We start from the raw sequence: 22514 nt of genomic DNA, 5'->3' as shown, positions 1-22514 counted from the left end.
TATTTTTTGGAAATTATTGAATGAAAAAAAATATTATTCATTCATAGAAAATTACTACACTATAGGAGTTAAAAATGAAACGAGGGAAAAAAATGTTCATGATTATTCTAACTACACTTGGAGTGCTCGGCTTTATATCTTGGGGAATCATTGCCTACCTTGGACGAAGTCAGACTTTATCGATACAATCCATTGAAAATCCCAGCGGAGATTTATATTTAGTTCACATCACAAAACCAAAAAATCAAATATGGAAAGCTGGCTCCTATGCTCAGTTTAAGCTTCCTGATAGCTCGTTTGGTACAAACAAAAGTCCAGTAAAGGAGGAACAGACTAGCCGATGGCTAACCCTTGCTTCCACTCCTGATGAGGACGAAATTCTTATTGTAACCCATAATAGTGGTAGCGTGTTCAAGGAAACCTTAACACATTTACCAGCTGGTAGTGAAATTGAGATGAGTTGGCTGGAGTCATCTTTATCTGTTAAAGACAATGACCAAGCACTGGTTTGTTTTGCCTCTGATGTCGGTATTTCTACTCTACGTCCAGTTGTGAAAGAGTGGGCTGGTAAGCGCTCCATCATTCTTAATCATTTAGACAAAGGAGTAAACATTTTTGATAATGAGTTAAGAGAGCTTAGTCAGAACAATCCGAATCTAACTTATAAAACTAGCGAAACCCTTTCTCAAAGCCAAGCATTTCTAAAAAATGCTGTTGAGAAATACGGCAACCAAGCTATTTATCTCTTGACCGGCCAACCTGATGATATAAATGAGATGAAAAATTTCTTAAAAGAGAATGGGATTGACGACAAACAGATGCAAACAAGTATGTTTAGAGGTTTGAAATAAAAGCAAACTATCTTCTATGTATCTGAATCATACCATTATAGGTCGGTATGTAGAGAGCTCGTACAAACCAACTAGTAAATTCTATGTGATTGTGATAAGATAAATAAAAAGAAAGGAGCTCTCATGGCCAATATTTTTGATTATCTGGAAGATGTCGCATACGATTCTTATTACGACCTTCCTTTAAATGAATTAGACATTCTAGCCTTAACAGAAACCACCTACCTCTCCTTTGATAATCTGGTCTCCACAACTCCTCAGCGTCTTTTAGACCTGGCACCTCAGGTTCCAAGAGAATCTAACATGTTGACCAATAAAAATCGCCTCCAGCTATTAGATGAACTAGCTCAACACAAACGCTTCAAAAATTGCAAACTCTCTCATTTTATCAACGACATTGATCCTGAACTGCAAAAACAGTTTTCGGCTATGACCTACCGCCTCACTCTCGATACCTATCTGATTGTCTTTCGTGGGACTGATGACAGTATCATTGGCTGGAAGGAAGATTTCCACCTGACCTATATGAAGGAAATTCCTGCTCAAAAGCACGCCCTCCGCTATTTAAAGAACTTTTTTATCCACCATCCTAAGCAGAAGGTCATTCTGGCTGGGCATTCCAAGGGAGGAAATCTAGCTATCTATGCGGCTAGTCAAATTGAGCAAAGCTTGCAAAATCAAATCACAGCAGTTTATACCTTTGATTCGCCTGGTCTCCACAAAGAACTGACACAAAGTGAGGGCTATCAAAGAATAATGGATAGAACCAAGGTCTTCATCCCACAAGGTTCTATTATCGGTATGATGCTAGAAATTCCTGCCTACCAAATCATCGTGCACAGTACTGCCTTGGGTGGTATCGCCCAGCACGATACTTTTAGCTGGCAAATTGAGAACAAACACTTTGTCCAACTGGATAAGACCAATAGCGATAGCCAACAAGTCGACACGACCTTCAAAGAATGGGTGTCCACAGTCCCTGATGAGGAACTTCAGCTCTACTTCGACCTCTTCTTTGGCACCATTCTTGATGCTGGCATTAGCTCCATCAATGACTTGTCTTCCTTAAAGGCGCTTGAACACATTCATCATCTCTTTGTCCAAGCGCAATCCCTCACTCCAGAAGAAAGGGAAACCATGGGACGCCTTACTCAGTTATTGATTGATACCCGTTACCAAGTCTGGAAAAATAGATAGTACCTTTCAAAAATCAAATGAATACAAAACAAAAGACCTAGAATACATACTTTCATGTGCATTCTAAGTCTTTTTTATACTCAATGAAAATCAAAGAGTAAACTAGGAGACTAGCCGCAGGTTGCTCAAAGCACAGCTTTGAGGTTGCAGATAAAGTTGACATGGTTTGAAGAGATTTTAAAAGAGTGTTAATAAAATCTAACTACCAAATAACCCCTTTATAGGCTAGCAAAATGATAGCTAATATAGGAACATAAAAGGCGAGGAATAGCCATTTCATTTTGACACATAGAGCCACGTACTCCCGAATAAAAGCAGATGGTATGTAGTAGCCTGCTGTCCTACATCCGAGTCCATCTCCCTTCATATTTAACTTACGAGCATAGGTACTAGTGCGAAAGACATGATAGTCATTTGTAACAAAGAGGAAACACGGATTTTCAACCAATTGTTCTCCAATTTCTTTTGAAAACAATAAATTTTCATAGGTTGTTCTGGACTTATCTTCAAGAAGAACAGATTCCTTGCTGACATCTGTCTCTTCTAAAATATAGTTATAAATGGCCTGCGCTTCAGAAATCTTTTCATCTGCTCCTTGACCACCACTGGCAATAATTTTTATGTTAGAATTCTTAGACTTGTGGTAAGCTTCTACTGCCTTATCAATTCTCCTCTTTAGCAAAGGTGTTACCTTTTCTCCGCCTAATAAACCAGCACCGTGAATGATAATAAAATCATAATGCTTCTTCTTAGGAATAAAGAGATATAAAATAGAATACAACATAAAACCCACGAACGCAAAACCAAAAATAAAGTAAGAATAAACGATTAATACAAATAAAATGTTTAGAAAGTGATGTGTATGAAATAATTCATTTCGATCTCCTAGTCGAAATGAAATCAAGGGAAAAAATACCAAAATGACTATTCCAAAAAGCGTTGAAAGATAATTGGCTTTTGAACGTCCCTCTCGCTTCAGCAGGATAAGGCCATTATAGATTAAAAAGATACCACTCAAAAAAATCAGAAACGGGAGTAAAACAAAGGTAACTACATAAAAAGCTAACTGAATATTCTCATACCCATTTTTATAAAAAAGGTGGGATAGAGAAATATAACTTGAAATGAGGGATAATAAGAATAATACTGGATTCCACAAACTTCTATTATCCTTCCAAAATGACACTATAAATGCTAATACAATTCCTATAACGAGATACATTTCTTCCTCCTTTAATAACTACATTTTATCATAATTATCTAAAGAGAAAAAGAGGGCATCTATCCCTCTTACTCCTTCATCTGACTCTCTGCATCTGCCACGACTTGTTCTAGACTGGTCTGACCAAGTTCAGTCTCCATTGCCAACTGGATTCTCTCCAATTTTTGATCCAAAACATCATGAATATGAGCTCCAACTGGACAATTTGGATTCGGATTGTCATGGAAACTGAAGAGTTGACCAGTCTTACCAAGACACTCAACCGCTTGATAAACATCTAAAAGACTAATGTCTTTTAGATCCTTAACAATCTCTGTTCCCCCTGTTCCGCGCGCGACTGAAATCAACTCTGCCTTCTTCAACTGGGACAAGGTCTTTCTGATAATGACAGGATTGACCCCGACACTAGCAGCCAGAAAATCACTGGTCACCTTGCTTTCCTTCCCCTTGAGGGCAATGATTATCAGCATATGAGTCGCAATGGTAAATCTACTTGGAATTTGCATCCTCTTCTCCTTTTTACGAGGCTCCCCTGCCTCTACTCTTCTTTTTCTTTTATTATACCCTTTTTAGTTGTAATGTCAATCATTACCACTTTTCAACCAAGCATCTAATTCCCTATCATAGCCCTCTTTCTGGGCTAATTCTCTCAGAAATTCCTGATGATGAGTATGGTGGATACCATTGACCAGACTTTCATAGTAAACCTCAAAATAGGGAAGTTTGAGGTCTTTAGCCAGCTGCAATTCAGCTGCCACATCGTAGTCTACCCGTCGGAAGTCCATATCTACCAAGCCCTTGCCATCAAACTCTAAAATCATATACTGGGCCCGCAAGTCCTTCCGCAACTGGGCATCTAGAAAGAAAGGTTGCCCAATCGAACCTGGATTGACAATTAATTGCCCACCAGTCCCGTAACGAAGCAACTGCTGGTGAATATGACCATAAACAGCAATATCACAAGGCGGATTGGTCACCAAGCGGTCAAAATCCTCTTGCGCTCCAGTATGAATCAACTCTCTCCCCCAGTTCTTATCAGGAAGATGGTGGCTAATTCCTACCGTCAAATCCCCAAACTGACGATGAAGCTGGAGAGGTTGATTGTGGAGCAGTTCAATTTCTTCTAGGGAAATTTCCTCTAAAACATACTGACACTGGCGCAAGAGATAGCGTTGACTGGGACGAGTACTATCCAATTCCTTGCGGACACCATGCCAAAGACTGTCTTCCCAGTTTCCCAAAACTCTAGCCGTAATCGGTAGTTGAGCCAACAAGTCCAAAATCCTTCTACGCCCTGTCCCTGGCATGAGAATGTCTCCCAAAAGCCAGTATTCATCCACTCCTAGCTGCCGAGAATCTGCCAAAACAGCCTCCAAGGCGGTGGTATTTCCATGAATATCTGAAAGAAGAGCTATTTTCGTCATATCCATCTCCTCGTTTTTTCTCTTGCAATAAGTATAACATAAAAAGTCACAGCTAGAGAAATCTAGCTTTTTTTGATATACTAGATAGAGATATTAGACAAGAGGAAGCGAATGACCCCGAATAAAGAAGACTATCTAAAATGTATTTATGAAATTGGCATAGATTTGCATAAGATTACCAACAAGGAAATTGCGGCTCGTATGCAAGTCTCTCCCCCTGCCGTAACTGAAATGATTAAACGGATGAAAAGTGAAAATCTCATCATTAAGGACAAGGAATGTGGTTATCTGCTGACAGACATCGGCCTCAAACTGGTCTCTGAGCTCTACCGTAAGCATCGCTTGATTGAAGTTTTTCTAGTTCATCATTTAGACTATACGAGTGACCAGATTCACGAGGAAGCTGAGGTATTGGAACACACTGTCTCTGACCTATTCGTGGAGAGACTGGAAAAATTGCTTAGATTCCCCAAAACCTGCCCTCACGGAGGAACTATTCCTGCCAAGGGAGAACTCCTGGTTGAAATCAACAACCTACCACTAGCTGATATCAAGGAAGCTGGCGCCTACCGCCTGACCCGGGTGCACGATAGTTTTGACATTCTCCATTATCTGGACAAGCACTCACTTTCCATCGGTGATTCGCTCCAAGTCAAGCAGTTTGATGGCTTCAGCAATACTTTCACTATCCTCAGTAAAGACGAAGATTTACAAGTAGGTATGGACATTGCCAAACAACTCTACGTCGAGAAAATCAACTAATTTCTCAAGTCCCCTACCAACCCTGAAAATCAAATTTTCAGGGTTTTATTTCTATCATTTGATTTTGCTTTCATTTAGTTGTAGAATGTTTGTAAAAAACAAGAAAGATAGTTTAAACTATGAAAAAATCACTAAAAATTTTTGCGACATCCAAATGGTTTGACCTCTTCGGGGTTGCTTTGGTCGTTGGGATTGCGATTGCATCTGGTTACCTCAACTCACGCCTCGACAAATTTGTAGACTGGGGACCATGGACTGCTCTTGTTCCTTTTGGATTGATTTCCGTAACCAACGTTGGGATTTCCATGCTATCCACTCGTTTCACGGGAAAATTAAGCAAATGGGGAAATTACTTTGGTATTGTTAATACCATTTTGTCCGGTGCTATTGATTATATCCTTGGAAATAAGGCGGCCATCATTACCTATCCTGTCACCTTCCTTATCTATACCTTTGCCATAAAGAAATGGGAAGCTTCGCAAGAAGGCAGACCCAACCAAATGAGCCAAAAACAACTAAAATTGGCGGCCATCATCATTTCCATCATCGCCTTCCTCTTTGCCTTTGTGACCAACTATATCGGCTATGGAGGAAAGATGAATCTCCTTGCCTATGTGACAACTATTGCCTTTGCACTGTCCCTCATTGCCAATGCTTTGAATGCATTGAAACTAACAACTCAGTGGGGCTTTTGGTTAATTTACAATTTTGTGCAGCTGACAAAGGCTGGCATTCAAGGAAACTTCGCTAATATCGGAAAATACATCTTTTATATCCTCAATGCAATCGGAGCTTTATTTGTCTGGAATGATGAAGAGGTGGAACAATAAGAGGGAAATCAAATAAAGAAATCTAACAGAATCTCCTTACTAAAATTTTTTATCATTTTACTTGTAACTCCCATTCTTTTGGAGTAGAATGAAGCTAGATAAAAGAGGGAGGTCATCTTATGAAAAAACTCTTTAGAATCCATTTTATAGCAATTGCAGTTATCGATTTGCTACTATTTGCATTTTTTAGCACTAGACCCGAGACAGCTTTAGAATGGCTCTTGCTCTCTGGTTTAATTTTCTTCCTTGCTCAGGGACTCCTGCTATTTCGCTTGGTTGTCCGACTCAAACATCAATTCATTGAGATTTATCCTCAAATCAATAAAAAGATTCGCTTCTACTATTTAGGGGTTCTCTCCATTGATTTTCTATTTTTTGTCCTTTTAGCCTTCGTTAGTTCTCATCGTTTTCCCTCTCTTATGCCATTCATCACTGCTTGTCATTCTACTTTATATTATAGAACGGCGGACTACCTAAGAGAAAACTATCTAGATTTTTACAACAAACATATCTCTTTGTGGGAATGTCTCTAAGGAAAAGGAGGTTTTATCATGAAGAAAATCATCTTCATCAAAACCATTCAACTCCTTGTCATTGATGGAATTATGCTGACATTTTTGACATTTAAAGAGGGGCTTACTTGGGATTGGATTTTGATTTATAACGGTTGGCTTATTTTCTTTCATCCTGTGCTATTGATCTATCTGTCCAACCAGCTTTGTGACCACTTTAGCCAACTCTATTCCCAGATTAGACCGAAATTCTGGCGTTTTACCTTACAAATTCTCCTATGGGATAGCCTGATGATTCTCTCCTTGATATGTTTAAGTGGTTTCCCACTTTTCCTTCAGGGCACTCTCCTAATCCTAGGACATTTCATCCCTTCCTATCGCATAAGCCAAAGCCTGAAACAAGATTTCCCCAAGGCCTATCAGGAACAGATTTCATTTTGGAGTATTTTATGATAGATGAGAAAAACCAAGCCGTCCGGGCTTGGTCTTTCTTATCTATTTTTAGTATCAAGGATAATGGTGACTGGTCCGTCATTGACCAGCTCAACCTGCATATCCGCTCCAAAAATGCCTATCTGAACGGGCACTTCTTGCGCTAATTTTTGATTGAAAGCATCATAGAAGTCTGATGCCATATCAGGCTTGGCTGCGCCTGTGAAGGCTGGACGATTGCCTTTCTTGGTGTCCGCAAAGAGGGTAAACTGAGAAATAGAAAGGATTTCTCCTTCAATATCTTTGACAGACAGGTTCATCTTGCCTTCTGCGTCTGAAAAAATCCGCATATTGACAAGCTTTCTCACAGCATAGTCCAAATCTTCCTCTTGGTCCTCTGGCCCAACACCAACCAGCAATAAGAGCCCCTGATTTATTTTTCCATGAACCTGACCTTGAATACTGACTTGGGCTTTTGTAACCCGTTGAATAATGATTTTCATAATAGCCTTTCTAGTAGAAGCTCGGACACTTAGCCGTTGGTCCGTTTGACAGAATAGACCTCTGGCACACTCTTAATCTTATCGACAACCGTGGTCAGTGTAGAGAGGTTGGCAATGCCAAAGGATACATGGATATTAGCAAATTTCATATCCTTGGTTGGTTGGGCATTGACCGTTGAAATATTCTTGGTTGTATTTGAAAGAACTTGCAGTACATCGTTCAACAGTCCTGTACGGTTGAGGCCGTAAATATCGATATGGGCCATATACTCCTTATTTGAGTTTGAATACTGGTCTTCCCACTCCACATCAAGGAGACGTTGCTCGTAGTTTTCTTGGGCACGCAGGTTCATACAGTCCACACGGTGAATAGCCACACCACGACCCTTGGTAATATAGCCAACAATGTCATCACCAGGCACGGGATTACAGCACTTAGCAATCCGCACTAGGAGACCTGAAGCACCTTCAATGACCACACCCCCCTCATGCTTAACCTTGAGGGTTTCTTTGTTTTCAACCTTGACCTCTCCACCTTTGACAAGTTCTTCTGCTTCAGCCTTGGCTTTTGCACGTTCTTCTTCACGACGTTCCTTTTCAGTCAGACGGTTAAAGACAGTAATCGCACCGATTTCTCCAAAACCAATAGCCGCAAAGAGGGATTCTTCTGTCTTGTAGCTGGTCTTTTGCAGAACTTGGTCCATATGGCGCTTGTCCATGAATTTATTGGCCACATAGCCATTTTCTTGGAACTGGGCCATCAGCATTTCACGACCCTTGTTGACAGACAATTCCTTGTCTTGGTTTTTAAAGAACTGACGAATCTTGTTACGAGCCTTGCTGGTCTTAACTATATTGAGCCAGTCACGGCTAGGTCCAAAGGAGTTGGGGTTGGTGACAATTTCAACCTGATCCCCTGTCTTGAGCTTGGTTGTCAGTGGAACCATGCGACCATTGACCTTGGCACCAGTTGCTTTTTCACCGACCTTGGTATGGATTTCGTAGGCAAAATCAATCGGTCCTGAATCTTTTGGAAGAGAACGGACAGCACCATCTGGAGTAAAAACGTAAATTTCCTCTGCCAGATAGTTTTCCTTCACAGAGTCCACAAATTCCTTGGCATCATCAGCCTGGTCTTGGAGCTCCATCATCTCCTTAATCCAGTTCATTCCAATGGCTGATTCCTTGCTGTTAACCTGCCCCTTAATGCCTTTCTTATAAGCCCAGTGAGCCGCAACCCCGTACTCAGCCACCTCATGCATGGCCTTGGTTCGAATCTGGAATTCAATCGGCCCTTTTGGCCCATAAACAGTCGTATGGATAGACTGGTAACCATTGGCCTTGCGGTTGGCGATATAGTCTTTGAAACGACCAGGCATGGGTTTCCAAAGCTCATGCACATAACCAAGCATGGCATAAACATCACTTTGGGTATCTAAAATACAACGAATGGCAATCAAGTCATAGATTTCCTCAAAGCGTTTTCTCTTATCCTGCATTTTGCGGAAAATCGAGTAAATATGCTTGGGACGACCATAAATCTTCCCTTTCAAGTGACGATCCGTTGTATAGTTTTCTAATTTTGTGACCACCTCATCCACCAAGGCTTCACGCTCTCTGCGCTTTTCCTTCATCATATGGGTAATCTTGTAAAACTCCGTTGGATTTAGATAACGGAAAGATAGGTCTTCCAATTCCCATTTGACGCTAGAAATCCCCAAACGATGGGCAAGTGGAGCATAGATTTCCATGGTTTCTTTGGAAATGCGCTCCTGCTTGTCTTTTCGAAGATGTTTTAGGGTCCGCATATTGTGCAAGCGGTCTGACAGTTTGACCAAGATAACACGGATGTCCTCAGACATGGCCATAAGCATCTTACGATGATTTTCAGCCAACTGCTCCTCGATTGATTTGTACTCGACCTTACCAAGCTTAGTAACCCCATCGACAATCACGCGCACATCAGGACCAAACTCTCTTTCCAAATCGTCCAAGGTAGCATCTGTATCTTCCACCACATCATGCAAGAAACCACAAGCTACCGTTACAGCATCTAGCTTGAGTTTGGCTAAAATACCTGCCACTTGGATAGGGTGAATGATATAAGGCTCGCCTGATTTGCGGTATTGACCACTGTGGCAATCCACCGCATAGACCAAGGCTTTATGTACAAAAGCAACATCCTCTTCCGTTAAATATTCTTTTGTTAAAGCGACAACTTCTTCGCCTGTTAAATTCACTTCTTTTGGCATCTCTACTCTCCAATTCTTCCTACCATTTTATCACTTTTTTAATAATATGAAAACTAGAAAAGAGGATTCTAAAGCTTATTCAGTTTGTTAGAAAGGAGGATAACATAAGATTCACACTAAAACAACAAATTTATCTAGCTCTTCATCTAACTTTGTTTTGATATTGACTGCGTTAAAAGTTAGTGAAATGAAAATATATTCTTCCTTTTTCAATAAGAAATGTTTAATATTTTGATAATTTTCTAACTTTTTTAGTGTATAATGGTAATATGAACAGTTTTTTACGATAATTACTGAATTTTCATTTTTCTAGAAAGGCAAATCACATGAAATCACACAAAAGACTGACACTTTTAGCTTTGGCTTTTCTTGGACTAACAAACCAAGTCGTGTTAGCTGATGACACAAGTCATTCTACTACTAACCCTATGACTAGTTCAACCAGTAGCTCAACAAGTAATTCTACAAATACTTCTGCTAGCAGTTCACAAGCTAGTACAGAAACTTCGTCGAGCACAGCTAGTTCAAGCGAACAAGAAACCAAGCCATCTCTTTCTAAGGAAACCAAACCCAATCAACCTATACAGACTGGCTGGGTAAAAGAAGGAAGCAAGTGGACTTTTTATAGTCAAACTGGGGTCAAATTTACAGATACTCTCTATGATGGTTATCTCTTTGATAGTCATGGCTATTTGCTTGAAAATAGCTGGTATCAAATGGGAAATAATTGGTACTATATCAATGGCTCAGGTAAATATTTATCCAATCAATGGAGCCAAATCAATGGCAAGTGGTATGCTTTTGATGACTACGGTAGAATGCTGGCCAATGCCTGGAAAGGCGATTACTACCTCAAATCCAGCGGTGCTATGGCAGATAAGGAATGGGTCTATGATCAAAACTACTCTAGTTGGTTTTACCTCAAATCTGGCGGACGCTACGCCCAAAAACAATGGATTGGTTCCTACTATCTCAAATCTGGTGGCTACATGGCCCACAAAGAATGGATCTACGACCAAGACTATCAAGCTTGGTACTACCTTAAAGACGATGGTGTCTATGTCACAGGAACCTATGCTGTGGATGGTAAAAACCAACTTTTCCAAGGAAATGGAAAATGGATTCGTGAATTAATACAAGGTTTTCAAAAAGGACATTACTCCAAAACAATCTTTCTAGATCCAGGACACGGTGGTAAAGACCGCGGAGCTTATTACTATGGCATAGCTGAAAAAGATTTAAACCTACAAGTTTATCGTAAGCTACGTAAACGATTAGAAGGACTTGGCTACACCGTTCTCACTTCTCGAGATAGTGATATAGACGTTGATTTCATTACCGAGCGTTCTCGTATGGTCAATAAGACCAATGCTGACTTTTTCATCAGCCTTCATTTCAATGCAAAAGGGAATGATACAACCGTTAATCTAGGTATCCAGACCTATTCTTACAAGGAAGAACCTGGTTTCCCTAGCAAGATTAACAAGGATTGGCATAATAATCCTGAACGGATGAGTGAAAGCAACCGTCTCGCAGCTGATATCCATTCTTCACTGTTAGCTGAAACTGGAGCTAGAGATGCTGGCCTCTTACAAGCAACCTTTGCTGTTCTACGTGAAACAGCTAAACCAGCTGTTTTGCTAGAGATGGGATATATGGATAATCCAGAAGAAAACCAAAAAATCCGCAGTAGTGACTACCAAGATAAACTGGTTGAAGGGATTGTCAAGGGAATCCAAAAATATTACGCAGGAAATTAAAACAGTCTAAGCCTCGATCTCATTCGGGGCTTGTTTTTTTCTTATCCAAACCGTATTCTTCTTTCTAGAATTATTTCCTTTTTCAGCTTATTCTCCCCAACTGTGCTATACTTATCTTAGTACATTTCTTAGTACATTCTTTGAGATTGGAGCTAATATGAAAATCCATAAAACCGTGAATCCTGTTGCCTATGAAAATACCTATTACCTAGAAGGCGAAAAACACCTCATCGTTGTCGATCCTGGTAGCCATTGGGACGCTATTCGTCAGACAATCGAGAAGATCAACAAACCGATCTGCGCTATTCTCTTGACCCACGCCCATTATGACCATATCATGAGTCTGGACTTGGTGCGCGAAACTTTTGGCAATCCTCCTGTCTATATCGCAGAGAGCGAAGCCAGCTGGCTCTATACTCCTGTCGACAATCTCTCTGGCCTCCCTCGCCACGATGATATGGCAGATGTGGTCGCAAAACCTGCTGAGCGCACTTTTGTCTTTCATGAAGAATATCAGCTGGAAGAATTTCGTTTCACTGTCTTGCCAACACCAGGGCACTCTATCGGAGGTGTTTCTATCGTCTTTCCTGATGCTCACCTAGTATTGACGGGAGATGCTCTATTCCGTGAAACCATCGGACGGACCGACCTTCCAACTGGTAGTATGGAGCAACTCCTTCACAGTATCCAGAACCAACTCTTCACCCTGCCAAACTACGATGTCTATCCAGGGCATGGTCCAGCTACTACTATTGCTCATGAAAAGACCTTCAATCCCTTTTTCTAGAAAGATAATGATAATGACTATCGCAGTTTAAATAAACTATTAGCAAGTCTTTCCACTATAAAAGGCATCCTATCAAGGTTTTCACACCTGACAGGATGCCTTTTTCTAATTAATAGATTTTCTGCATTACCAAATAATGACGCGCTCTTCTGGGGAACGCCACATACCGTCGCCTTCTTTGACATCATAGGTTGTAAAGAAATCATCGAAGTTTGGTACTTGTACATTGACACGGAGTTTGGCTGGTGCGTGCACATCGACACTAGCCAAAAGTTTCATAAATTCTGGACGACCTTTCATGCGCCAGATACGACCAAAGTTGTAGAAGAATTCTTCTGCTGAGAAGTCTGGTTCTCTCTTAGCTGCTTCAAGAGCTGCAGCGATTCCTCCCAAATCCGCCACGTTTTCTGACACAGTCAATTTACCGTTGATGGTTGCACCATAAGAATCCTGTCCATCAAACTGGTCAATAACTTTTTGTGTTTTCTCCTTGAAGGCAGTATAATCACTATCTGTCCACCAATCCTTTAGGCTACCATTTTCATCAAAAGAAGCTCCGTTGGTATCAAAGGCGTGGGAAATTTCATGGGCAATAACCGCCCCAATCCCACCGTAGTTAGCGGAAGATGACTGATGCAAGTCATAGAAAGGCGCCTGCAAAATAGCCGCTGGGAAGACAATTAGGTTCTTCTGTGGATTGTAGTAGGCGTTGACCATATGAGCAGGCATACCCCATTCCTTATAGTCCACAGGCTGGTTCCACTTGCTCCAACTGTGCTTGATTTCCACACGCGCAAAGGCAAGAGCATTGTCAAAAAGGCTAGCATTTTCATCGACCACCTTGTCCTTGTAGCGTTCTGGCAATTCTTCTGGGTAACCAATATAAGGCTTGATGACATTGAGTTTGACAATGGCCTTGTCACGAGTTTCAGGAGTTAGCCAGTCATTTTTAGCCAAGCGTTCCTTATAGACATCAATCATAGTTGCCACTTTTTTCTCTACGTCTGCCTTAGCTTCTGGAGAGAATTTTTCATGGGCATACCAAAGACCCAAGGCTTGTTTGAATGGACCTTGTGCTAGTTGGTAGGCTGCCTTGACCTTGTCTTTGGCTTCTGGAACTCCTGAAAGCGCACGGCTATAGGCACCTGACAAGACACGGATTTCTTCTGTTAAATAGCTGGCTGAGAGATTAACAACACTTAAAATTAAGGTTGCCTTTAGGAGAGGCCATGCCTCTTCACTATAGAATTGATCTGCTGCTTGCCAGAAACGTTCCTCGTCTACGATAACCTTGTCTGGTACTTGTCCAAGAACGGCTTGGAAGAAGTCATCCAAAGGTAGGGCAGGTGCGAATTTCTTGAAGTCTTCATAAGAATATGGGTGATAGAGTTTAGCATATTCTGAACTTTCTTCATTAGAGAGCACCACTGCCGCAACTCGACGGTCCAATTCTAGTCTTTTTTCTAGCAAGTCTTCAATTTCTTCATCAGAGAAATCATAAGCCTTGAGAAGATTTACGCTGGTTTCTTTCCAAAGAGTCAAGAGTTCTTCGCGCTGAGGATGGTCTTCTGCATAGTAGGTCGTATCTGGCAAGATTGTGCTTGGAGCGCTAGCCCATAGAACATTGATTCTAGCATCCATAAAGTCTGGCGATACACCAAAAGGAAGAAAGTTTGGTTTGCCAGCAAGCTCAAACTCTGCTAGTTTAGCTGTAAAATCCGCAAAAGTCTCCAATTCTTGGAATTCTTTAAGAAGTGGTAAGACAGGTGTGATACCGTCAGCTTCTCTCTTGTCAAAATCACGAACTAGGCGGTGGTATTTGACAAAGTTTGCCAAGATAGCATCCTCAGGCACCTCTTGACCTGTCAACCACTTGTCTGTTGTCGCCAGCATCAGGTCTTCAATTTCCTGGTCTAAATCAACAAAACCTCCCGTTTGAGACTTATCTGCTGGAATTTCAGCTGTCTTCTGCCATTCTCCATTGATTGCATCATAAAAATCGTCTTGATAACGTGTCATCTTGTTCTCGCTTTCATTTGTATTTGTTTATTTGTTTTTAGCTTAACAAAAATTACCTGGGAATGCAATTAAAAATAAACGGATGTTTCCTATTGTTTTTCAGTTAATATTTTAATTTTTTGAAAAATTAACTTGACTTAATTTTTTTTTTAAGGTATATTAAGAGTCAGGAGGAATATAAGTTTATGATACGTATCGAAAACCTCAGTGTCTCCTACAAAGAAACGTTGGCACTTAAGGATATTTCACTAGTGCTCCAAGGACCAACAATTACCGGAATCATTGGTCCAAACGGTGCTGGAAAATCAACATTATTAAAAGGTATGCTGGGAATTATCCCTCATCAAGGTCAGGCATTTCTCGATGACAAGGAAGTTAAAAAATCCTTACACCGAATTGCCTATGTCGAACAAAAAATCAATATCGACTACAACTTTCCCATCAAGGTCAAGGAATGTGTCTCACTAGGACTCTTTCCCTCTATTCCTCTCTTTCGCAGTTTAAATGTTAAACATTGGAAAAAAGTAGAGGAAGCCCTTGAAATCGTCGGCCTAGCTGACTACGCTGAACGTCAAATCAGTCAACTGTCTGGAGGTCAATTCCAGCGGGTCTTGATTGCCAGATGTTTGGTGCAGGAAGCCGATTATATCCTCTTGGATGAACCCTTTGTTGGGATTGACTCTGTCAGTGAGGAAATCATCATGAATACGCTGAGAGATTTGAAAAAAGCTGGTAAGACGGTTCTCATCGTTCACCACGACCTCAGCAAGGTTTCCCACTACTTCGATCAAGTCTTACTTGTCAATCGAGAAGTGATTGCCTTTGGTCCAACCAAAGAAACCTTTACCGAAGCCAATCTCAAAGAAGCTTACGGTAATCGACTCTTTTTCAATGGAGGTGACCTATGATTGCAGAATTTATCGATGGATTGCAAAAATTCCATTTCCTACAAAATGCCTTGATAACAGCTATTGTCGTCGGGGTCGTAGCTGGAGCTGTGGGATGTTTCATCATTCTACGCGGGATGTCACTCATGGGAGATGCTATTTCACATGCTGTCTTGCCAGGTGTAGCCCTCTCCTTCATCTTGGGCCTTGACTTCTTTATCGGAGCCATTGTCTTTGGATTGCTAGCTGCCATCATCATTACCTACATCAAGGGGAACTCGATTATCAAAAGCGATACCGCCATCGGCATTACCTTTTCTTCTTTCTTAGCCCTCGGTATCATCTTGATTAGTGTCGCTAAAAGTTCAACTGACCTTTTCCATATCCTTTTTGGTAATATCCTAGCCGTCCAAGATACGGATATGTTTATTACCATGGGTGTAGGGGCAGCCATTCTCTTGTTAATCTGGATTTTCTTCAAGCAACTCTTGATCACTTCCTTTGATGAACTCTTAGCTAAAGCCATGGGAATGCCTGTCAATTTCTATCACTACCTTCTCATGGTACTCCTGACTCTCGTGTCTGTGACAGCCATGCAAAGTGTCGGAACTATCCTGATTGTAGCCATGCTGATTACCCCAGCTGCAACTGCTTATCTGTATGCTAATAGCCTGAAAAGTATGATTTTCCTTTCCTCAACCTTTGGAGCGACAGCTTCAGTTTTGGGACTCTTTATCGGCTATAGCTTTAACATTGCAGCAGGTTCTAGTATCGTGCTTACAGCTGCTAGTTTCTTTCTCATTAGCTTCTTTATCGCTCCAAAACAACGATATTTGAAACTGAAAAATAAACATTTGTTAAAATAAGGGGAAAAGCCCCAATAAATTGGAGGATCTAATGAAAAAATTAGGTACATTATTCGTTCTCTTTCTTTCCGTTATTGTTCTTGTAGCATGTGCTAGCGGAAAAAAAGATACAGCTTCTGGTCAAAAACTAAAAGTTGTTGCTACAAATTCAATCATCGCTGATATTACTAAAAATATTGCTGGTGACAAGATTGATCTTCACAGTATCGTTCCGATTGGACAAGACCCACACGAATACGAACCACTCCCTGAAGATGTTAAGAAAACTTCTGAGGCTAACCTCATTTTCTATAACGGTATCAACCTTGAAACAGGTGGCAATGCTTGGTTTAGCAAATTGGTAGAAAATGCTAAGAAAACTGAAAACAAAGACTACTTTGCAGTCAGCGAAGGCGTTGATGTTATCTACCTTGAAGGAAAAAATGAAAAAGGAAAAGAAGACCCACACGCTTGGCTTAACCTTGAAAATGGAATTATCTTTGCTAAAAATATCGCCAAACAATTGAGCGCTAAAGATCCTAACAACAAGGAATTCTATGAAAAAAATCTCAAAGAATATACTGATAAGTTAGACAAACTTGATAAAGAAAGTAAGGATAAATTTAATAACATCCCTGCTGAAAAGAAACTCATTGTAACCAGCGAAGGAGCATTCAAATACTTCTCTAAAGCCTATGGTGTCCCAAGTGCTTACATCTGGGAAATCAACACTGAAGAAGAAGGAACACCTGAACAAATCAAGACCTTGGTTGAAAAACTTCGCCAAACAAAAGTTCCTTCACTCTTTGTAGAATCTAGTGTGGATGACCGTCCAATGAAGACTGTTTCACAAGACACAAACATCCCAATCTACGCACAAATCTTTACTGACTCTATCGCAGAACAAGGTAAAGAAGGCGACAGCTACTACAGCATGATGAAATACAACCTTGACAAGATTGCTGAAGGATTGGCAAAATAATACTCTGAAAAACGTCATTCTCACATGAGCTGACGTTTTTTTCTGCCCATATTTCCAGTCAAATCATTGGAAAATTCTGACCGTTTCAGCTAAAATGGAAGAAAAAAGATTGGAGTATCTTATGGTAACTTTCCTCGGAAATCCTGTGAGCTTTACAGGTAAACAACTACAAGTCGGCGACAAGGCGCTCGATTTTTCTCTTACTACAACAGACCTTTCTAAAAAATCTCTGGCTGATTTTGATGGCAAGAAAAAAGTCTTGAGTGTCGTTCCTTCTATCGATACAGGTATCTGCTCAACTCAAACGCGTCGCTTTAATGAAGAACTTGCTGGACTGGACAACACGGTCGTATTGACTGTTTCCATGGACCTACCTTTTGCTCAAAAACGTTGGTGTGGTGCTGAAGGTATTGAAAATGCCATCATGCTCTCAGACTATTTCGACCATTCCTTTGGGCGTGACTATGCACTTTTAATCAATGAGTGGCACCTATTGGCACGCGCAGTCTTTGTCCTCGATACTGACAATACTATTCGCTACGTTGAATACGTGGACAATATCAACTCTGAACCAAACTTCGAAGCCGCAGTTGCAGCTGCTAAAGCCCTATAGAAAAAATCCTCTGTCACAAAGAGTTTCCTGCTCTTTGAAACGGAGGATTTTTGTTTACGAGTAAATATAAGTTCAATCAGCTAAAAACAACTACCTTATACTCAATGAAAATCAAAGAGTAAACTAAGACTCTAGCCTCAGGCTACTCAAGACACTGTTTTGAGGTTGTAGATATAGCTGACGTGATTTGAAGAGATTTTCGAAGAGTATTACTCTACAGATTTCAAGGCTTCAAGCATATCGACCTTTCTCAGATGATGATTGACGAAGAAACCAAGCAAGGTCAAAATGATGCTTACTGCTGCCACTGGGATTACATAGACTTCCCAGCCTACCTGCGGATAAAAGAGAATAGTCGCAGGCGAAATCATTTGAATCAAAAATTGGTGTAAGTAGAAACCAGATACCAGACCAAATACGATTCCCACAAGGGACAGCACAATCGTCTCACGGTAAATGTAGAGAGTGACTTCTTTATTATGAAAGCCGAGAACCTTGATAGTGGAGAGTTCACGGATTCTCTCAGCTACGTTGATATTGGTCAAATTGTAGAGGATAACAATAGCCAATAGAACCGATACGATGACCAAGATGGTCATGGTCTGATTGAGTGAGCTAGCGACGGAGTCAAAGAGCCGAATAGCTGAAGCATTCTGGACAACACTTGACACCGCAGATTGATTCATAAGTAAACCTGCCTGCCTTTCGATGCTAGTCGCACTAGAATCCTTTAACGTAACCAGATAAGTGTTGGCTTGGGGTAGCTGTCCGTAAATTTGCTCATAGCTAGCCTGACTCATATAAATAAAGTGACCAACGTAGTTCTCAGCAATGGCAGCGACCTTTAGTTCCTTACCTTCAATTTCTAAAGTCTGCCAAACCTTGACATCTGCCAGCTGGGCGAGTTTAGCTGTAATAACAACGCCATCTTTTAATGTCAGCTCCTGCTGATGATTTTGCAGATGGATAAAAGGAGTCAAATCTTCCTTATCTGTCATCATAAGAGTAATAGTTTGAAGACCAGCCTTACCTTTGAAATCCTTGTCTAGCGTTTTAGAATAGATCTTCTGGTAGGCTTTGATGTCCTGCCCTTTCAATACTTCTTCTAGCTCTGCCTTGTCCTGATTGGTCGCACTAGGATTTTCAGAGACAATCATCTGATACTGTTGGATTTGTTGAAACTGTCTAGACGGAACTCCTGCTACAGAGGATTGGATTCCCAAACCTGCAAAGAGCAGAGCGACTGAACCTGCCACACCAAAGATCGTCATCAACATCCGCTGCTTATAACGAAAGATATTGCGAGCTGTTACCTTATGAGTAAAACTGAGACGGTGCCAGATAAAGCCGATGCGCTCCAGTAAGATTTTAGCTCCTTTGACAGGTGGTTTAGGCAGTAAAAGCTGGGCTGCTTCGTCATGCAGTTCCCTACGAGCCACCAGATAGGCTGGTAACACACTCGCCACCCAACTCAAGCCAAGAGCCAGCAAACTATAGGTCCAATAAAACTGAATCTGGGTTTCTCCCACTACCATTCCTTTTGTAATGACACTTGAAATCACACTAGCTAGTAAATAATGGCCAAGTATGCTACCTAAAGCTGTTCCGACAGTCCCAGCTACTAGACCGTAGAGGAGAAATTTAGCAATAATATCCTTACTACGATAGCCCAAGGCCTTAAAAATCCCAGCATGTGTTCGCTCTTCATCCACAAAGCGAGTCATGGTTGTAAAGGTCACCATGGCTGCTACGGCATAAAGAACCACAGGAAAGATATTACCCACTGCTCGAATACTGGATGAAGCATTTCTATACATGAGGTAGCCTTGACCGCCAGGCATGGTCTGACGATTATATACTTGATACTTGGGCTCAGCCAAATCATCCAAAACTTGCTGATGTTTTTCTAATTTTTCCTTTTCTTGGGCTAGATTTTGTTCAGCCTGCTTTAGTTTATCCTCTTCCTTGCTCAATTCCTGCTTGGCTTGGGTAAATTGAGCACTGGCTTGCTCTCTCTGAGCTTGAGGCAGCAAGGCTAGTTGACTTTCCTGAGCCTGTAAGCGAGCTTGAGCAGCTGCTAAACGACGCTTGCCTTCCTGTAAATTGGTTTCAGCCTTGTCAAGGGTCTCTTTACTTTTGTCTAGAGACTCTTGTCCTTCTTTTTTCAAGAGTTGAAGACGTGTCTTGCCATTATCTGACAAAGCTTGTTCAACCTCTTCCTGATGCTGTTTGGATTTCTCTTCATAAGCTGCTGAAAAAGCATTTAATCCTGACAAATCTTGATATTTCAAACGAGCTATATTGTAGACTTTCTGATCAAACTGACTAGATAAAATCACCCCATAGGAAGTCAGAGTCCCACTTCCACTTCCTGCGTAGCCCATATCTCTCTGAGAGAGGATTTCAGCTGAATCCACAAAACCAGTAATGGTATAAGTATGGTCTTTTAAAGAGGAATGACTGTCTTCTTTTTCTTTAAAACTAATCTCCTGTCCCACACGATATTGTCCTTGTAAATGAGTGGCCAAAGCGATTTCCTTGTCTGACTGAGGAAGTCGTCCCTCTCTTAGCTGAAAGGTTGAAATTTGCTCTGGTTTGGAGTACAGACGAATGGCATCCTGCCCATTTTCCATAGTCACATCTGTCAAATAGCCAAACTCAACCTCTGCGCCCTGCGTCTGTCCTAGTTCTTCTTGATCTGCTTGATCCAAGCCATAGTTAGACATGACTGCAAAATCCAAGGTTTGAGCAGTTCTTAAATAAGCATTAGCTGTCGCCTCCATGTTGGGGCTAGTCACTTTGAGGCCTACTAGGGCTAGAGACCCCAACATCATCAAGGTCAAGATGGATAAAAAACGCCCCTTGGAGCCGGTGAAGGACTGAATCAAGTCCTTCCAATAGGTTTTTCGCTTGATCATGCTAGTACTCCAAACTGTCGATATCCTGAGGATGCTGGTTGATCACCACATCCTTGACACTAGCATCATGCATATGAATCACGCGATCAGCAATGGGCGCCAAAGCTCCATTATGAGTCACGATGATCACCGTCGCTCCCTTTTGACGAGACATATCTTGGAGAATTTTCAAAACCTGCTTGCCCGTCTGATAATCCAAGGCTCCAGTCGGTTCATCACAAAGGAGGATTTTAGGATTTTTGGCTACCGCGCGTGCAATGGAGACTCGCTGTTGCTCCCCTCCAGACAGCTGGGCTGGAAAGTTATTGAGACGATGAGCCAGACCTACATCTGTCAAGACCTGTTCAGGATTCAAGGCATCTGTCACGATTTCTGAAGCCAACTCCACATTTTCCTTAGCGGTTAGATTGGAAACTAGATTATAAAACTGAAAAACAAAGCCTACATCATTGCGGCGGTAATTGGTGCGCTGGTAGGAACTATAGTCTGCAATATTGGCACCATCAATCCAGATTTCCCCTTCATCATTGGTATCCATTCCCCCAAGAAGGTTAAGAACCGTTGACTTGCCTGCACCAGACGCACCTAGAATAATCACCAATTCACCCTTTTCAATCTCAAAATTCACATCGCGATTGGCCACAATCTCCATATCTCCAACCTGATAACGCTTGTAACAGCGTTTCATCTCAATATAAGCCATTAGACCCACCCTCTCTCAAACAAATTACTTCCTACTACCATTATAACGCTTTTTCAAATAGTTGGAAACTGGGAACAAAACCAAAAAGCCTAGAAATCAATTCTAGACTTACAATTTTTTATTTTCCAAGGTAGTATTCAGAAACTACGTTCAATTTTTCGTCGAATTCGAATACCAATGGTGGGAAGTTAGGGATTTCCACGTCCATGATTTCGTCATCTGACAAACCTTTGATGTGTTTTACAAGGGCACGGATTGAGTTACCGTGAGCTCCTACGAATACGTTTTTACCATCTTTAAGAGCTGGAGCGATTTTATCTTCCCAGAAAGGAAGGGCACGTTCCAAAGTCACTTTCAAGTTTTCAGCATCTGGAATAACTGAGTCGTCAAGTGAAGCGTAACGACGGTCTGTGTGAGCTGAGTGCTCATCATCACGATCCATGTTTGGAGGCAATACATCGTATGAACGACGCCAGATGTGAACTTGCTCATCACCAAATTGTTCAGCAGCTTCAGCTTTGTTTTTACCAGTCAAACCACCGTAGTGACGTTCATTCAAGCGCCATGATTTTTCAACTGGAACCCACAATTGATCAGAAGCTTCAAGAGCCAAGTTAGTTGTTTTAATCGCACGTTTCAATACTGAAGTGTAAGCTTGGTCAAATTCGATACCAGCTTCTTTGATCAATTTACCAGCGTCAATCGCTTGTTGTGTACCTTTTTCAGACAAATCAACATCAGCCCAACCAGTGAAAAGGTTAGCTTTGTTCCATTCAGACTCACCGTGGCGAGCAAAAACCAATTTTACCATTAGATGGATTCTCCTTTAAATTTTCCGAGGTTTTCCCTCGTTTATCTATTCTATTTTACACAATTTTTCACAAAAAAGCTAGTCAAAACCAAAAAGGAAAGGACTGTTTGAGACTTGAATTGCTTTAATCAAATATCAGCAAATGTTTAAAAAGAAATTTCCATTTCACCCTTGCTAGTCTCTTTACTTTTTGTTAGAATGATG

At 41.1% G+C, this 22514-nt stretch carries 22 protein-coding genes and 1 pseudogene; 13 read left to right on the top strand and 10 right to left on the bottom strand.

Annotated features, from left to right (window positions below):
- Positions 1-74 precede the first annotated feature (74 nt).
- Together AXK38_03035 and AXK38_03030 are read left to right on the top strand one after the other, a co-directional pair.
- Complete coding sequence (locus AXK38_03035; GenBank protein ID AMH88288.1) at positions 75-851, top strand: ferredoxin reductase; 777 nt, start codon at positions 75-77, stop codon at positions 849-851.
- 123 nt (positions 852-974) lie between these two features.
- Complete coding sequence (locus AXK38_03030) at positions 975-2048, top strand: alpha/beta hydrolase (GenBank protein ID AMH88287.1); 1074 nt, start codon at positions 975-977, stop codon at positions 2046-2048.
- Positions 2049-2250: 202 nt separating this feature from the next.
- Here the strand turns inward: AXK38_03030 and AXK38_03025 are convergent, their stop codons facing one another.
- The 3 genes from AXK38_03025 to AXK38_03015 form a co-directional block, all read right to left on the bottom strand.
- Positions 2251-3270, bottom strand: a complete 1020-nt coding sequence (locus tag AXK38_03025) for a hypothetical protein (protein AMH88286.1) — start codon at positions 3268-3270, stop codon at positions 2251-2253.
- A 68-nt stretch (positions 3271-3338) separates the two neighbouring features.
- A complete protein-coding gene (locus tag AXK38_03020; protein ID AMH88285.1) occupies positions 3339-3776 on the bottom strand; it encodes an Rrf2 family transcriptional regulator in 438 nt (145 codons plus the stop codon).
- 75 nt (positions 3777-3851) lie between these two features.
- On the bottom strand, positions 3852-4694 hold the full coding sequence (locus tag AXK38_03015) for a serine/threonine protein phosphatase (protein AMH88284.1): 843 nt from the start codon (positions 4692-4694) through the stop codon (positions 3852-3854).
- 111 nt (positions 4695-4805) lie between these two features.
- Here AXK38_03015 and AXK38_03010 point away from each other — a divergent pair, with 111 nt between their 5' ends.
- From AXK38_03010 to AXK38_02990, 5 genes and pseudogenes are all read left to right on the top strand, one after another.
- Positions 4806-5456, top strand: coding sequence for a MarR family transcriptional regulator (locus tag AXK38_03010; protein AMH88283.1), 651 nt, complete (start codon positions 4806-4808; stop codon positions 5454-5456).
- Positions 5422-5619, top strand: coding sequence for a hypothetical protein (locus tag AXK38_03005; GenBank protein AMH88282.1), 198 nt, complete (start codon positions 5422-5424; stop codon positions 5617-5619). The genes AXK38_03010 and AXK38_03005 overlap by 35 nt, the downstream gene beginning before the upstream one ends.
- A 16-nt stretch (positions 5620-5635) precedes the next feature.
- A complete protein-coding gene (locus AXK38_03000) occupies positions 5636-6286 on the top strand; it encodes a hypothetical protein (GenBank protein ID AMH89612.1) in 651 nt (216 codons plus the stop codon).
- Positions 6287-6405: 119 nt separating this feature from the next.
- On the top strand, positions 6406-6819 hold the full coding sequence (locus AXK38_02995) for a hypothetical protein (protein AMH88281.1): 414 nt from the start codon (positions 6406-6408) through the stop codon (positions 6817-6819).
- An 18-nt stretch (positions 6820-6837) separates the two neighbouring features.
- Positions 6838-7020 (top strand): annotated as a pseudogene (locus AXK38_02990) (hypothetical protein).
- A 269-nt stretch (positions 7021-7289) separates the two neighbouring features.
- On the opposite strand, the gene AXK38_02985 reads toward AXK38_02990, so the two are convergent.
- Both AXK38_02985 and AXK38_02980 read right to left on the bottom strand, forming a co-directional pair.
- Positions 7290-7733 (bottom strand): D-tyrosyl-tRNA(Tyr) deacylase, encoded by a 444-nt coding sequence (locus AXK38_02985; GenBank protein AMH88280.1) that lies wholly within the window; start codon positions 7731-7733, stop codon positions 7290-7292.
- A gap of 29 nt (positions 7734-7762) precedes the next feature.
- Entirely contained in the window at positions 7763-9985 is a 2223-nt protein-coding gene (locus tag AXK38_02980) for a GTP pyrophosphokinase (protein ID AMH88279.1), read from the bottom strand.
- Positions 9986-10311: 326 nt separating this feature from the next.
- Between AXK38_02980 and AXK38_02975 the strand changes: the two genes are divergently transcribed.
- Together AXK38_02975 and AXK38_02970 are read left to right on the top strand one after the other, a co-directional pair.
- Positions 10312-11745, top strand: coding sequence for an N-acetylmuramoyl-L-alanine amidase (locus AXK38_02975; GenBank protein ID AMH88278.1), 1434 nt, complete (start codon positions 10312-10314; stop codon positions 11743-11745).
- Between the two features lie 157 nt (positions 11746-11902).
- A complete protein-coding gene (locus AXK38_02970; protein AMH88277.1) occupies positions 11903-12532 on the top strand; it encodes a hydrolase in 630 nt (209 codons plus the stop codon).
- Between the two features lie 126 nt (positions 12533-12658).
- Here AXK38_02970 and AXK38_02965 read toward each other — a convergent pair whose 3' ends face one another.
- Complete coding sequence (locus tag AXK38_02965) at positions 12659-14551, bottom strand: endopeptidase (protein AMH88276.1); 1893 nt, start codon at positions 14549-14551, stop codon at positions 12659-12661.
- Between the two features lie 185 nt (positions 14552-14736).
- Between AXK38_02965 and AXK38_02960 the strand changes: the two genes are divergently transcribed.
- The 4 genes from AXK38_02960 (at position 14737) to AXK38_02945 (ending at position 17878) form a co-directional block, all read left to right on the top strand.
- Entirely contained in the window at positions 14737-15459 is a 723-nt protein-coding gene (locus AXK38_02960) for a manganese ABC transporter ATP-binding protein (GenBank protein AMH88275.1), read from the top strand.
- The gene (locus tag AXK38_02955; protein ID AMH88274.1) at positions 15456-16304 is read left to right on the top strand and encodes a manganese ABC transporter substrate-binding protein; all 849 of its coding nucleotides are present in this window, start codon (positions 15456-15458) and stop codon (positions 16302-16304) included. The genes AXK38_02960 and AXK38_02955 overlap by 4 nt, the downstream gene beginning before the upstream one ends.
- Before the next feature lie 31 nt (positions 16305-16335).
- The gene (locus AXK38_02950; protein ID AMH88273.1) at positions 16336-17265 is read left to right on the top strand and encodes a manganese ABC transporter substrate-binding protein; all 930 of its coding nucleotides are present in this window, start codon (positions 16336-16338) and stop codon (positions 17263-17265) included.
- 121 nt (positions 17266-17386) lie between these two features.
- Entirely contained in the window at positions 17387-17878 is a 492-nt protein-coding gene (locus tag AXK38_02945) for a lipid hydroperoxide peroxidase (GenBank protein ID AMH88272.1), read from the top strand.
- A gap of 123 nt (positions 17879-18001) precedes the next feature.
- On the opposite strand, the gene AXK38_02940 is transcribed toward AXK38_02945, so the two are convergent.
- The 4 genes from AXK38_02940 to AXK38_02925 form a co-directional block, all read right to left on the bottom strand.
- Positions 18002-18100, bottom strand: coding sequence for a DNA alkylation repair protein (locus AXK38_02940; GenBank protein AMH89611.1), 99 nt, complete (start codon positions 18098-18100; stop codon positions 18002-18004).
- On the bottom strand, positions 18088-20796 hold the full coding sequence (locus AXK38_02935; GenBank protein AMH88271.1) for a peptide ABC transporter permease: 2709 nt from the start codon (positions 20794-20796) through the stop codon (positions 18088-18090). The genes AXK38_02940 and AXK38_02935 overlap by 13 nt, the downstream gene beginning before the upstream one ends.
- Position 20797: 1 nt before the next feature.
- Entirely contained in the window at positions 20798-21499 is a 702-nt protein-coding gene (locus AXK38_02930) for a macrolide ABC transporter ATP-binding protein (protein AMH88270.1), read from the bottom strand.
- Between the two features lie 118 nt (positions 21500-21617).
- Positions 21618-22310: a phosphoglycerate mutase gene (locus AXK38_02925; GenBank protein ID AMH88269.1), complete on the bottom strand. Its 693-nt coding sequence runs from the start codon at positions 22308-22310 to the stop codon at positions 21618-21620.
- Between the last annotated feature and the right edge of the window lie 204 nt (positions 22311-22514).

Origin of the sequence: Streptococcus mitis, assembly GCA_001560895.1 — a bacterium.
Classification (GTDB): domain Bacteria; phylum Bacillota; class Bacilli; order Lactobacillales; family Streptococcaceae; genus Streptococcus; species Streptococcus mitis_Q.
The sequence above is the reverse complement of the archived record's forward strand: the minus strand, read 5'-3'. Positions and strand labels throughout refer to the sequence as shown.